This is a genomic window from Thalassobacter stenotrophicus (assembly GCF_001458315.1).
In the GTDB taxonomy this organism is placed as follows: domain Bacteria; phylum Pseudomonadota; class Alphaproteobacteria; order Rhodobacterales; family Rhodobacteraceae; genus Thalassobacter; species Thalassobacter stenotrophicus.
On record NZ_CYRX01000009.1, the window covers coordinates 41375 to 54783 of the forward strand.

The 13409-nt window shown below is 59.8% G+C and carries 14 protein-coding genes; 5 read left to right on the forward strand and 9 right to left on the reverse strand.

Going from position 1 to position 13409, the window contains the following annotated elements; all coding sequences use genetic code 11:
* Positions 1-4: 4 nt before the first annotated feature.
* Entirely contained in the window at positions 5-724 is a 720-nt protein-coding gene (gene recO, locus THS5294_RS02290) for a DNA repair protein RecO (RefSeq protein WP_058122476.1), read from the forward strand.
* Positions 725-792: 68 nt separating this feature from the next.
* On the forward strand, positions 793-2778 hold the full coding sequence (locus tag THS5294_RS02295; RefSeq protein WP_058122477.1) for an AsmA family protein: 1986 nt from the start codon (positions 793-795) through the stop codon (positions 2776-2778).
* Positions 2779-2851: 73 nt separating this feature from the next.
* Here THS5294_RS02295 and THS5294_RS02300 read toward each other — a convergent pair whose 3' ends face one another.
* Positions 2852-3445: a GcrA family cell cycle regulator gene (locus THS5294_RS02300; protein WP_058122478.1), complete on the reverse strand. Its 594-nt coding sequence runs from the start codon at positions 3443-3445 to the stop codon at positions 2852-2854.
* Between the two features lie 107 nt (positions 3446-3552).
* Here THS5294_RS02300 and THS5294_RS02305 point away from each other — a divergent pair, with 107 nt between their 5' ends.
* Positions 3553-4362 (forward strand): ABC transporter permease, encoded by an 810-nt coding sequence (locus THS5294_RS02305; RefSeq protein ID WP_058122479.1) that lies wholly within the window; start codon positions 3553-3555, stop codon positions 4360-4362.
* Here the strand turns inward: THS5294_RS02305 and THS5294_RS02310 are convergent.
* The 4 genes from THS5294_RS02310 to metF all read right to left on the reverse strand — a co-directional run bounded on the left by THS5294_RS02310 (position 4310) and on the right by metF (position 8409).
* The gene (locus THS5294_RS02310) at positions 4310-5197 is read right to left on the reverse strand and encodes a DMT family transporter (RefSeq protein ID WP_233486392.1); all 888 of its coding nucleotides are present in this window, start codon (positions 5195-5197) and stop codon (positions 4310-4312) included. The genes THS5294_RS02305 and THS5294_RS02310 overlap by 53 nt on opposite strands.
* Positions 5198-5213: 16 nt before the next feature.
* Complete coding sequence (argF, locus tag THS5294_RS02315) at positions 5214-6140, reverse strand: ornithine carbamoyltransferase (RefSeq protein ID WP_058122481.1); 927 nt, start codon at positions 6138-6140, stop codon at positions 5214-5216.
* Positions 6141-6215: 75 nt separating this feature from the next.
* Positions 6216-7394, reverse strand: a complete 1179-nt coding sequence (locus THS5294_RS02320) for an aspartate aminotransferase family protein (protein WP_058122482.1) — start codon at positions 7392-7394, stop codon at positions 6216-6218.
* Positions 7395-7542: 148 nt separating this feature from the next.
* Entirely contained in the window at positions 7543-8409 is an 867-nt protein-coding gene (metF, locus tag THS5294_RS02325) for a methylenetetrahydrofolate reductase [NAD(P)H] (RefSeq protein WP_038007830.1), read from the reverse strand.
* Between the two features lie 93 nt (positions 8410-8502).
* Here metF and THS5294_RS02330 point away from each other — a divergent pair, with 93 nt between their 5' ends.
* Both THS5294_RS02330 and THS5294_RS02335 read left to right on the forward strand, forming a co-directional pair.
* Entirely contained in the window at positions 8503-9417 is a 915-nt protein-coding gene (locus THS5294_RS02330) for a LysR family transcriptional regulator (RefSeq protein ID WP_058122483.1), read from the forward strand.
* Positions 9418-9477: 60 nt separating this feature from the next.
* A complete protein-coding gene (locus tag THS5294_RS02335) occupies positions 9478-10275 on the forward strand; it encodes an inositol monophosphatase family protein (RefSeq protein ID WP_038007832.1) in 798 nt (265 codons plus the stop codon).
* Positions 10276-10278: 3 nt separating this feature from the next.
* Here the strand turns inward: THS5294_RS02335 and THS5294_RS02340 are convergent, their stop codons facing one another.
* From THS5294_RS02340 to THS5294_RS02355, 4 genes are all read right to left on the reverse strand, one after another.
* Complete coding sequence (locus THS5294_RS02340; protein ID WP_038007833.1) at positions 10279-11016, reverse strand: CDP-alcohol phosphatidyltransferase family protein; 738 nt, start codon at positions 11014-11016, stop codon at positions 10279-10281.
* A 46-nt stretch (positions 11017-11062) separates the two neighbouring features.
* Positions 11063-11644, reverse strand: coding sequence for a cytochrome P460 family protein (locus THS5294_RS02345; RefSeq protein ID WP_058122484.1), 582 nt, complete (start codon positions 11642-11644; stop codon positions 11063-11065).
* 118 nt (positions 11645-11762) lie between these two features.
* A complete protein-coding gene (locus tag THS5294_RS02350; protein ID WP_058122485.1) occupies positions 11763-12698 on the reverse strand; it encodes a tyrosine recombinase XerC in 936 nt (311 codons plus the stop codon).
* Positions 12695-13408 (reverse strand): DUF484 family protein, encoded by a 714-nt coding sequence (locus THS5294_RS02355; RefSeq protein ID WP_058122486.1) that lies wholly within the window; start codon positions 13406-13408, stop codon positions 12695-12697. The genes THS5294_RS02350 and THS5294_RS02355 overlap by 4 nt, the downstream gene beginning before the upstream one ends.
* Between the last annotated feature and the right edge of the window lies 1 nt (position 13409).

The following is a 13409-nucleotide window of genomic DNA, read 5'->3' on the forward strand; positions in this document are numbered from 1 at the left end:
CGGCATGGATTGGCGTGATCAGGGAATGCTTCTGGCGGTTCGACCCCACGGAGAAAACTCTGTCATAGCAGAGGTTTTTACCCGTGGGCACGGGCGTCATTTGGGCGTGATCCGGGGGGGCACCTCGCGCAAGCTGGCCCCCATTCTGCAGCCGGGCGCACAGTTGGATGTCGCGTGGCGCGCGCGTCTCGAAAGCCATATGGGCAGTTTCACTGCGGAACCCATCCGGTCTCGGATGGCGGCGGTTCTGAACGACCCATTGCGATTATCGGCCCTGTCGAGCCTTTGCGCCACATCTGCCTTTTGCCTGCCGGAGCGGGAGAGTTTGCCCAACTTTCAAGCCGAGACCGAAGCCCTGGCGGACGCGATCCACAGTGGGAAAGGCTGGCTCAGCGCGTACATTTTCTGGGAGCTTCGCCTGTTGGAAGAAACCGGCTTTGCGCTGGATTTGAGCGCATGCGCCAACGGGGGCGGCGCGAATGATTTGGCCTATGTGTCGCCACGCACGGGCCGCGCGGTCAGTAGGATGGGTGCGGGCGAATGGGCCGACCGTTTGCTGCCCTTGCCAGAGTGCCTATTGGGCGGCCCGATAACCTTAGACGGCGCACGTGCGGCACTGACCTTGACAGGGCATTTCCTGACCCAGCACCTTGCACCATCGCTGGGCGGACGTGCGTTTCCGGCGGCGCGCACACGTTTTGTTGAGCAGGTCGCTCGCGCTTAGCCGTGCAGCGCCATTGATTGGGCGTGCAGCTCTGGTAGGCTTACGTTTAGGTAAATCAGGAGCGACCCATGCGGTGGATCAAAAGACTGGCGATTGGCGTTTTGGCCTTGGTCGCATTGGCAGTCGGGGCTTTGTTTATTGTGCCCACCGAGCGGATCGCCCGACTGGCCACAGATCAATTCGAACAAGCCACGGGCCGGGCGCTTACGATTAACGGATCAGTGCGGCCCGCGGTCTTTCCCAGCCTTGGGGTTCGGATCGAGGATGTTGCGATGGCCAACGCGGATTGGTCTGCGCAAGGCCCGATGCTGGCCGCAGCACGGCTGGATGTTAGTGTTGGGTTAATGGATCTTTTGGGTGGTGCAGTCTCTGTGGATCGCTTGGAATTGGTTGATCCCGTCGTCTTGCTGGAACGGGCCGCTGATGGTCGCGTGAACTGGGACGTTGCGCCCAGGACCACCTCACCCTCTGGCGCGACCACTACAGGCGGCAGCAGTACGACGCTGCCAGAAATTTCCCTCGCAGAGGCGCGGATCATCAATGGCACGGTTGCGTTTATAGATGCGCAAGCGGATGCGCTGCACCGCGTGGAGGCGCTCGATTTGACCATGACCCTGCCCAGTTTACAGGGCCGGGCAGAGGCGTCAGGCTCCGCTCTCTATAACGGAGCCGCCGTGACTTTTGATGGCGCACTAGATGGCATGGCGGGCTTGTTGAGCGGCGATCTTACACCCATCGAGGCGCAGGTTGCGGTGGGCGGCACGACGGCCTCTGTCACAGGCAGCTTTGGGATGTCGCCCTTGGGATTTGAGGTGCAGTTGACCGCCCAAAGCACTGAACGGGCGACGCTTTTTGCAGCCATTGGGCAAGCGGCCCCCGACCTGCCGAGCGGCTTTGGGCGCGACCAGATAACCCTACAAACAGGCCTGACCTTGGCAACCGAAGGCTCACTGCATTTGCGGGATATGACGCTTGGGCTTGATGGCAACAGCCTCCGCGGTGACGTGGATGTTTTCCCTAGCGAACAACGCCCCAAAATCGTGGCCACCCTCGATAGCCCGGGCCTAGACCTCAGCGCGCTGGCGGCTCAATCCGGCGGTGAGGCTGGCCCGAGCGCGGCCCCCACCACGAGCAGCGGTTGGAGTACCGCCCCCATAGACGTCAGCGCCCTCGGCCTTGCGGACGCTGAAATCGTACTGACGACAGGGGCGATCGGCTTGGGGGATGCAACCCTTGATGCCGTTTCTGCGCGCCTTGTGTTGGACCGCGCGCGTGCGGTGATCACGCTCGCGCCTATTCGGGCCTATGGCGGCAGCATCACTGGCGAGGTTATCGTCAATGGCCGTGGTGGTTTGTCATCGCGCGTGAACCTTACCCTTTCTGGGCTGCAGACCCAGCCGCTTTTGACGGAGTTTCTCGATTTTGAACGGCTGCTAGGGCAGGCTGATGTATCGGTGAATGTGCTTGGGGTTGGTACGTCGATGGCCGCTCTGATGAGCAGCCTAGAAGGATCAGGCAATGTGTCGGTGGGCCGGGGTGAGATCCTCGGCCTCGACCTCGCTGGGATGATGCGTAACTTTGATCTGAATTTTCAGGGCGAAGGCGCGCGGACGATTTTTGATGGGATCACAGGCCAGTTTTCGTTGACCCAAGGTGTTTTGAACACGGACGACCTGACGCTCTCGGCTCCTTTGCTTGAGGCGCTGACACAGGGCCAAGTCAACATGGGTGCGCAAAACCTTGATCTAACGGTGGTGCCCGTGCTGTTGCAAAACGCCGAAGGCGCGGGGATTTCGGTGCCTTTGCGGATCACGGGGCCATGGAGCGCGCCGCGCATTCGGCCAGACCTTGAGGCCGCGACACTTCAGCAGCTCAACATCGACGGTGCCGCGATTGAGGACAACGCACGTTTCGCGCTGCAACAAAAACTGGCTGAGGAATTGGACGTTGCACCCGAGGGCGTCACCGATGGTCAAAGCATTGAAGATGCCGTCAAAGACCGGGTTGAGGATAAAGTCCGCGATGCCTTGGGCGGGCTTTTCGGCGGCAACTGATCTCTGGGGTCAAATGAAAAAGGCGGGGCCGCTTTGCGTGGCCCCGCCTTTTCAATTCAAATACTGTATCAGCCTAGCGGCGACGATCGCGCCGCGATGACATCGGCTGGAAGGCCACGCCAACGTGGGCCTCACAATAGGGTTTGCCCTGTTGCGAAGGCAGCCCACAGAACCAGAAATCAGGCGTTGCAGGGTCACCGATGGGCCATTTGCAGGTCCGCTCTGTCAGTTCCATCAAGCCCAGCTTTTTGGCCGACTTCTCGATCTCATTGACCTTTGCAAGAGCCTCTGGGCTGATTTCATTGGCCGAGGGCTGCGGCGGCAAAGGTTGACCCGCAGGCACGATTTGCTTGCGCAAATGCGTAACGTTCGCAGGGCGGTCCGCCGACACGGGCACTGCCGCTTCGGTCTTTGGCTCAGGCTTTTTCTCGGGCTGCGGAGCCGCAGCGGGCTTCGACGGTGCGGCCTTGGCTACGGGTGCCGCCTTTTCTTTGGCGGCTGGTTTGGCAGCCGTACCCTGATTGCGGTTAGACAATCCAAGACGGTGCACCTTGCCGATGACCGCATTGCGGGTCACACCGCCAAGTTCTTTTGCGATCTGACTGGCGCTTTGCCCTTCACCCCACATTTTTTTCAGCAGTTCTACGCGGTCATCTGTCCAGGACATTGCGCCTCTCTCAAATTGGGGGCCGTTGCCCCAAGGATTACGCCATTGTAACTGGAGCACGGCTGGTTACAAGCGCCGGGAACGTTATATGGCAAGGGACAGGGCAAATGACAAGACACGAGATTGGTGATCTGGGCGTCCGTCGGTTCGGATTGGTCAACTGGCTGGGTCTTTATACGTTGTGCTGGCGTGAAACGCGGCGGTTCCTTGCTGTTTGGACGCAGACGCTCTTGGCGCCGCTGATTACGGCGGGCCTCTTCCTTTTGATTTTCTCTCTGGCGGTCGGGACGCGTCGCGGCGACGTGATGGGCGTGCCGTTCGTGCATTTCCTCGCACCCGGCATTTTGATGATGACGGTTATTCAGAACAGCTTTGCCAATGTTTCGTCTTCAATCGTGATCTCAAAGGTGCAGGGCAACATCGTTGATACGCTGATGCCGCCTCTGTCCGCGGGGGAGTTGATGGTTGGCTACCTTGCTGGTGGTGTCCTGCGGGGTGCACTTGTTGCAGTCAGCGTTTCGCTCATTTTGTTTCCGATGATTGGGCTCGGCGTGGCGCATCCGCTTCTGGGGCTTTTTTATGTTGTTCTTGGTGGGGCGTTCTTGGGCGCCCTTGGGGTTATTGCGGGTGTTTTCGCCAATAAGTTCGATCAAATGGCCGCGATCACCAACTTCATCGTGATGCCGTTGAGCTTTTTGTCAGGCACGTTCTACAGCCTTGATAGCCTGCCGCCATTCATGCAGGCGCTTAGCCACGCAAATCCGGTCTTCTACTTAATCGACGGTGTGCGCTTTGCCACGCTTGGGGTCTCTGACAGCTCGCCCCTGTTGGGGTTGGGCGTGATCCTTTTGGCGCTGGCGGCGGTTACTTCTTTGGGTTGGTGGATGTTCCGGACGGGCTACCGGCTGAAGGCTTAATTCGGGCCTCACGCCACGCAAGAAGTGCGGCACCAGCAATGATGATACTGGCGCCCAGAACGCTTGTCGCGTCTGGGCGTACGCCAAAGAGGGCTGCGTCATAAAAAGCGGCGAACACCAAGGTCAGATAGCTGAACGGGGTGATAAAGCTCGCGTCAGCCCGTGACATCGCGTTCACGAAACAAGCCTGCGCACAGGCCATTAACACGCCTAACCCTGCAAGTGCTGCCCATTGCATCGCGGTGGGGGGCGCCCAAACAAAGCTGACGGCGATCGACGAAATCACCACGCCGATTGTGTTGTTGATGAACAGGATCGTTAGCGGCCCTTCGCGCCCGGCGAGGCGTTTGATGAAGATCAGCTCAAGCCCCATGATCAAGGCTGCCCCAAGCGCCAGAAACGCGCCCACCTGTAACGCACCCGCCCCGGGGCGCAACAAGACGACCGCGCCAACCAGCGCAATAAGCGCCGCGCTCCAACGGACGGGCCCCACACGTTCGCCCAACAGCGGAATCGCAAGCAGCATGCAGAACACGACGTTCAAAAAGCTCAACGCCGTCGCATCCTGAAGCGGGATTGAGGCCACAGCGGCAAACATCAACGTCACGCCCAGCCAGCCGCAACTGGTGCGCGCGAGGTGGAGTTTTAGGTTCGTTGCACTCAGCTGCGGGCGCAGGATCAACACGACGCTGGTGATTGCGAGCCACGCGAAAATGAACCGACCATGGCTAATCTGAAGCGGATGCAAAGGCGGGCCGAGCGTTTCGGTGCCCAGCGCCTTGGCTAGCAATGTGGTGGCTGCGATGAAAACCGTGGCCGCGACCATAAAGGCCATGGCCAAAGCGCGGTTTTCAGCGGCCAAGACACCACCGCATGATGGCTTTTTGCGCGTGCAGGCGGTTTTCGGCCTCATCAAAGATGACTGAATTCGGTCCGTCCATCACCTCAGACGTGGCCTCCTCATCCCGGTGCGCGGGCAGGCAGTGCATGAACAAACTATCGGGCTTTGCATGACGCATCAGTTCGGCGTTGACCTGATAGGGGCGTAGTTGGTTGTGACGGCGTTCGCGCGCGGTTTGGCTGTCGTGCATAGAAACCCACGTATCCGTCACGACCAGATCGGCGTTGGCGACGGCGCGGAATGGGTCACGTTCAATCTCGATGTTGCTACCCTTGGCGCGGGCTTCGTTCAAGAAAACCGCCTCCGGATCCAGGGTCGCGGGTCCTGAGAAGGTCAGATCAAACCCGAACTGTCCCGCCGCATGAGCGAACGAGGCGAAGACGTTGTTCCCATCGCCGCACCACGTCACTTTCTTACCCGTGATGGGGCCGCGATGTTCCTCAAATGTCAGGATGTCTGCCATAATTTGGCAAGGGTGCGTGCGGTTCGTCAGCCCGTTGATAACTGGCACGGTGGCGTGCTCTGCCATCTCTAGCAGGGTGTCTTCTTCAAAGGTGCGGATCATGATCATGTCGACATAGCGCGATAGGACCCGGGCCGTGTCGGCGATAGTTTCGCCATGCCCAAGCTGCATGTCGGAGCCGGACAGAACCATGGTTTCGCCGCCCATCTGGCGCACGCCGACATCAAACGATACGCGCGTCCGGGTCGAGGGTTTCTCAAAGATCAGCGCGACCATGTGGTTTTCCAGCGGACGGTCCGCATCTGGCGTGCCCTTGGGCAGGCCCGCGCGCGCCGTTTTCATTGCGCTAGCTTGGTCAAGCATCGCCCGCAGGTCGGCAGGGTCGGTTTTGTTGATATCGATGAAATGGGTCATAAGCGTTCTTCGGATCGGCGGCGGGGTGGGACCTGTGTGCCCAACACCCCGCGCTATGTTTCAATGGTACGGCGATCAGGCCGCGCTAAGGGCGGTTGCGGTGGCCTCTAGGCGGGTCAATGCCTCGGAGATATCCGCGTCCGTCAGGTTAAGCGCGGGCAACAAGCGCACCACGTTATCGCCGCCGGGAATGACGATCAGTTCAGCCGCATAGGCCGCGTTGACGACATCCATGTTCGAGACCGCGCATTTCAGCCCGATCATAAGGCCCGCGCCGCGCACGGTCTCAAATACAGAAGGGTGGGTTGCGACCAAAGCCTCAAGCCCCTGACGCAAGAGCGCGGCCTTGCGGTTCACCTCCGCCAAGAACGCGTCGTCGGCCACGGTTTCCATCACGGCATTGCCAACCGCGCACCCAAGTGGGTTACCGCCGTAGGTCGAGCCGTGGGTACCCGCTGTCATGCCGCTAGCTGCGTTTTCGGTCGCCAACACAGCCCCTAGTGGAAAGCCTCCACCAATGCCCTTGGCCACCATCATGATGTCAGGCGTGACCCCGGCCCATTCATGCGCAAACAGCTTGCCAGTCCGCCCCATGCCGCATTGCACTTCATCCAGCATCATCAAGACGCCAGTTTCGTCGCACAGATCGCGCAGGCCCTTGAGACAGGCGTCGGGGATCGGGATGATGCCGCCTTCGCCTTGCACTGGCTCCATCAGGACGCCAGCCACATCGGGAGCCCGCATCGCGGCCTCAAGTGCGTCATGGTCACCGACGGCCAAGTGAATGAAACCGGGCAGCAGCGGGCCAAAACCGGCGGTCATCTTTTCCGAGCCAGCGGCGGCAATGCCCGCAGAGGAGCGGCCATGGAATGAGCCAGTAAACGCGATGATCTTGTGCCGCTCAGGCTGGCCTTTGTCGGACCAGTATTTCCGTACCATTTTGACCGCCAGCTCGCAGGATTCTGTGCCTGAGTTGGTAAAGAACACTGTGTCGGCGAAGGTCGCTTCAACCAACCGCTCAGCCAGCGTTTGTTGCTGCGGGATGTGGTAGAGGTTTGATGTGTGCCACAGCGCGCTTGCCTGATCGGTCAAGGCCGTCACGAGGGCAGGGTTGGCGTGGCCCAGCACATTCACCGCGATGCCTGCTCCCATGTCCAAGAAACGTCGGCCGTCAGCCTCGATCAACCAGCTACCTTCGCCTTTGACGAAGGTCAGCGGTGCCCGGGAATATGTCGGCAGAACTGCGGGGATCATGGTAGCGCCTCTTTTGAAAAATAGAGCGAAATCCGTGACCGATAATCCGCGGTGTGTCAATTGGATTGGGATTATTCCAATTGCTGATGCTCAATGCGCACAAAATGGCATGCTTTGTGTGGTTTGTGGATTCTACGTAAGCTGTAGCTTACGCAACTTCCTCAAGTTTAACCTCAGGCGTCACACCCAAAGCTGCACATACATCCCGAGTAAGCTCTGGCTTATTGAGGGTGTAGAAGTGCAGGTGATCAACGCCTTCATCCATAAGAGTTGAACACAGTTCTGTGGCATGTGCCAAAGACATCAGTTCCTCACGTCCATCCCGAATTGCGGTTTCAAACGCGGCGTCCAGCTCGGCTGGTACAGGTGTGCCGCAGCGTGTGGCGAACCGCTTGGTTCCAGCCCAGTTTTCGATCGGAAGGATGCCGGGGATAATCGGGGCAGAAATCCCCGCGTCTGCGCATTTGTCGCGGAACCGCAGGAATGTCTCAGGCTCAAAAAAGAACTGCGTGATTGCCTCACACGCACCGGCGTCAATTTTGGCCTTGAGCCAAAAGATGTCTGCCATGTCGTTCTGGGCTTCGGGATGGCGATCTGGGTAGGCGCCGACGCGGAGGTTGAATTTGCCGGTGCTGGAAAGCGCCTCAATCAATTCGACGGAATGGCGAAATCCTTCGGGGTGCGCCGTAAACTGACCACTGCCCTTGGGTGGATCGCCGCGCAGCGCCACAATGTCTGTTACGCCAGCGGCGGCGTATTGGTCGGCGATCTCAAGCGTCTCGGCCCGTGTGGCGTCCACGCATGTCAAGTGGGCGGCGACTCGCAGGCCGTAATGCTTGTGGATCGTGGCTACTGCTTCGTGGGTCAGGGCCCGTGTCGTGCCGCCTGCGCCATAGGTCACAGATACCATCGTCGGGTCCAGCGGGGCCAATGTGCGCACCGTTTCCCACAGGCGGAACGACGCCTCCAGCGATTGGGGGGGGAAGAATTCGAATGAGACGGTCGGGGCGGGCATGACGGTTTTGGTCCTTCTTGTGTCGCATCACGTCTTCGCATATGCGTGCCGTTGAATCAAACTCATAACACTCATCATTTACATGAGCCGCACATGCACCTTGAATTCCGACACCTCCGCACGATCAAAGCGATCCACGATTGCGGGGGGCTTTCTGCGGCCGCAGATCGCCTGAACATCACGCAATCTGCCCTGTCCCATCAGGTAAAGGGCCTTGAGGATCAGGCGGGGCTAGAGCTGTTCGTGCGACGCTCCAAGCCGATGAAACTGTCCCCGGCGGGGATTCGTCTGTTGCGCTTGGCCGAGCGGGTTTTGCCCGAGATTGAAGCCTTGCAGGAAGAATTTCGGTCCCTCAAATCCGGTAAGATCGGCCGCCTTCACATCGCGATCGAATGTCATGCCTGTTTTGAATGGCTCTTCCCGGTGCTGGAGGAATTCCGCCGCGCATGGCCGGAAATCGACGTGGATATCCGTCCCGGCCTTCAGTTTCAGGCACTGCCCGCACTTGAGCGGGAGGAAGTCGATCTGGTCGTCTCCTCAGATCCCGAGAGCCTGCCCGGCGTCGAATTTCAGCCGCTGTTTGACTATGAGCCAGTCTTTGTTGCCTCTAGCCAGCATCCGTTAGCGAAAAAGGACTTCATTGAGGCCGAAGACCTGCGCGATGAACTGTTGATTACCTATCCGGTGGAACGCCCGCGTCTAGATGTATTTAGCCAGTTTCTGCGCCCCGCAGGGGTTGAGCCGCGCGCCGTTCGGCAGGTGGAACTCACGGCTGTGATCCTGTTGCTGGTCGCCTCTAACCGGGGTGTTGCGGTCCTGCCGGACTGGGTCGTGCGCGAGGTTCGCTACAATTCGGACTACGTCACGCGCCCCCTGACCCAAGGTGGCCTGACCCGACGTCTTTATGCCGCTGTACGCACTACGGATGCGGCCAAACCCTTTATGGCCAACGTCATCCGCCTGATGCGAACTGAGCCCGTAAAATTGCAGCGCGGAGATAAGCCTTGAGCGTAGGCTCTCAGCGGTCTATAGCCCGCGCCTGACCCCCCTGATCCAAGGACCGAGCCCATGCAAGGTAGCGCAAATCTCAATGTGATGATCAAAGCCGCGCGCAAAGCCGGGCGATCGCTGGTTAAGGACTTTCGCGAAGTCGAAGCCCTGACCGTGACGATGAAGGGCGCAGGCGACTTTGTCAGCCGCGCGGATAAGCGGGCCGAAGAGATCATCGAAGAAGAGCTGATGGCAGCGCGCCCGTCCTACGGTTTTCTGGGTGAAGAAAGCGGTGAGAAAGAGGGTGAAGATCCCACCCGCCGCTGGATCGTGGATCCGCTCGATGGCACGACAAACTACCTGCACGGGATGCCGCACTGGGCCGTATCTATCGCGCTAGAGCATAAAGGCCAGATCGTTGCCGCCGTGGTCTATGACCCCGCTAAGGACGAAATGTTTTACGCTGAAAAAGGCCAAGGCGCTTGGCTCAACGACAGCCAGCGTTTGCGGGTGACGCAGCGGACCAAGATGATCGAAACGGTTTATGCGACGGGTCTGCCCTTCGCAGGCAGCAAATACCTGCCCGCCGCGTTGTCGGACCTTGGGCGGCTTTTGCCCGTGTGCGCCGGTGTGCGCCGTTGGGGGGCCGCCTCGCTGGACCTCGCGTATGTGGCGGCTGGCCGGTACGACGGCTACTGGGAACGCGGTCTCAAAATCTGGGATATCGCTGGCGGTGTGTTGCTGGTCCGGGAGGCCGGTGGCCTCGTTGAGCCAATCCGCGCTGAGCAAGACTTGCTGAACGACGGTCACGTGGTTGCCGCAAGCGGTGCTGTGTTTGAGAAGTTCTCGAACATCATTCGCAAGCGGCCTGAGTAAACGTTACTTGGCGCGCTCGCCCGGCTGACCCAAATGAGCGGTTGGTCGGGGCGCCAACACTTGATGGGCCATGCCTGCGCACAGCAGATAGATGCTGGCCGCAGTGAACACCAAGGCCGCAGTCTGGGGCAGATCAAACCGCACCCAAGTGGCCCAAATCCCCAAAATCATCCACAGATTCGCAATCGGAAGCGTCACCCAACGCCAACGCACAGTGCGTGTGGGGTGCACGAACTTTAGCGGCATGAACATCGCCACAGCGAGTGCGACCGTCACGGCAAAGATCATCCATGCCGGCGGGCTCAGTACAAAGCTGACCAGGGCCACCATGTTCCAACACCCCGGAAAGCCGAGAAAGCTTTTGTCATCAGTTTTCATGCGTGTGTCGGCAAAGTACATCGCCGACGCGAAGGGGATCACGATCAGCACGCCCCAACCCAGCCATCCAGGCACCAAGCCCGACGCATAAAGCGCATAGGCAGGGATGAACGCATAGGTCAGGTAGTCGATGATCAGGTCTAACAGCACCCCATCATAACGCGCGGCATGCAGCGTGACGTTATAGCGGCGCGCCAGTGGCCCATCGATCCCGTCCACGAACAATGCCACCAGCAGCCATAAGAACATCATCGACCAATTGGCCTCGACGGCTTGCAGCATCGCGAGCATAGCAAAAACGGCCCCAGAGGCCGTGAGAAGGTGCACTGACAGGGCGCGGGCTTTGTCTTTTTTTGCGGACATGGGGCTTAATGACCGATCCGCCGCGCCCTGTCTATGGCAACCGGGTCTACTGCGTGGCTGAAACGCGCACCTCTTCGAGTGGGTAGGCAAGGGCGTCTTGGCTTTCCCAGCCGACGTGGCAGTCATGACAGAAAGCTTGTTTGAATTTCAGCGGCTTTCCGTTGGGCTGCACGCCCGAATACAGCCACCCGCCGGTGTCTGGTGCGTCATCTAGGCCGACCTTCGTCATGATGAACAATGGACCGATACGGGCTTTGCCTTCTTTGCCGATTTTGATGGATTCCTTGGCCAACACGCCGCCCACGGGGATTTCGACGCCTTCTGACGCGAATTTCAGGTATTCGGGGGCCGCGATGTCATTTGCGAATGTCAGTAAGAACCGCTCACCGTGGGCCCCGGCGACGGCGGCGCGCGTGGCAGTCTGGGTCCAGTCACGGTAAACGGGCGCCACGGGGTCGTCGCCCTTGGTATAGCCCGTGACCATACGCGCAGACATGCAATTATACAGAGCCGCCACACCTGCGTCATCCAAATCCCAGTGATCGCCCTTGATCACGCAGGTATCCGCGGCGTGTGCGGTGCCTGCGATGCAGATCACGGCGCTGGCGGCAATAATTGTCCTAATCATAGTCTGTCCCTTACGATTTGATTGAATGTGTCATTGCAGACAATCACGCAATCAAACCCCATGCACATCACCTCTGCGCACGATGGCGTGAGGGTGCTGGCATGTTGGGCTGTAGCTCCTAGGCGCTGCTCTGCCCGTGGGGGTGGGCTTTGGCATACACCTCCATCAGGCGCGCGGTATCGACCGCCGTATAGGCCTGTGTCGTACTCAGCGAGGCATGTCCAAGCAGTTCTTGGATCGCGCGCAGGTCACCGCCTGCCTCTAGAAGGTGGGTGGCAAAGCTGTGCCGCAGCGCGTGTGGGGTGGCGGTTGCGGGCAGGCCCAACTGCATCCGCACTGAGGCCACGACCCCCGATATCGCCCGCGCCGAGAGTGCTCCACCCCGTGCGCCCCGAAACAGCGGCGTATCTGCGGCCAAGTCATGTGGGCAGTTCCGGACATAGTCGTTCACCGCATCGCGCGCGATGGGCAGAACTGGTACGATCCGCTCCTTGCCGCCCTTGCCTTTGATCCGCAGGACGTCGGGCAATGGTACGCTTGCACCGGTCAGGCTGAGGGCCTCGGATATGCGTAGCCCGCACCCATACAATAGTGTGACCACAGCCATATCCCGCGCCGCGATCCATGGCGTGGTGTTCTGGATTCCTACGGTGTCGAGCATGGCCTTGGCCGCATCCGGCGATAGGGGGCGCGGCAGTTTTTTGCGGAACTTTGGCGCGCGTGTGGCCAAGACGGCGGTGGGTTCATGGCCCTCACGCTCACCCAGCCAGCGGTAGAAGGTTTTTACCGCCGAGAGAGCGCGCGCAAGCGACCGGGCCGCAACGCCGCGTCCACGCGCATGGGCCATCCATGCCCGCATGTCGCTTTGGGTGATCCGCAACAGGGGGCCAAGTCCGTCAGCTGCCCCTTTGTGCCCGGTCATAAACGATAGAAAGTCGAGCACATCTGTTTGATAGGCCCGCAAGGTGTTTTCAGCGGCATTGTCGAGGGCACGAATGTGGTCGAGCCAGCCCGCAAGTGCATCGCGCGCTGCGGGGCTGATCGACAGGCTCATGCCAAATGCTGGCGCATCGTTCGTTCGAACACACCAGTAAAGAAAGACAACAGGTCTGTTCCTTGATTGCTGCGGAACTGGTTCGGGTCCTCGGCGCCCATAGCCAAAAGGCCCGGCAGTCGACCCGGCCCAAGGTCCAGCTTGAGCAGCGCTTCGGAGCGGACGTATTCCGCATCCTCGCCGTAGACAGAGGTGTTTGCCGTGCCGACGTCCCGCAGGGTGACTTGCCGCTGTGGCATATCCCGCCCCGCCGTCAGGTAATTCGCGATAAAGCCGGGGGCGACGATGCTCAGTAAATCTGACACGGCGGATGGGGGGGCAACAGCCGTGTCGCGTGCCTCAGCGCTTTCGAGCACGAGGCGCATTCGATCTACCCGCAAGATATCCATGACTTCGCCGCCAAGGCTTTGCAGGAACGGCTCAAACTCTGCGTGATCCAACAGTTTAAGGATCGCGCGGTGAACTTGATTGGTGCCTGCTAGGTTTTCATAGGCGGCGGCGATGACACTGCGGTGGGTGTCTTCTAGCCGGTCCAGCCGGGTTTCCAGCCGCTCCATGGCAAGACCGCGCATATCAACGATGTTGCCCCCCAATTGCCGCTCATTGGCAGCAATCAGGGCGCGCATCACGTCGCGGTCTTCCAATATCACATCGGGATCGGACAATACGATCGTGCGCCAATCCTTGTTGGCGCTGGCCTGCTCTGACATC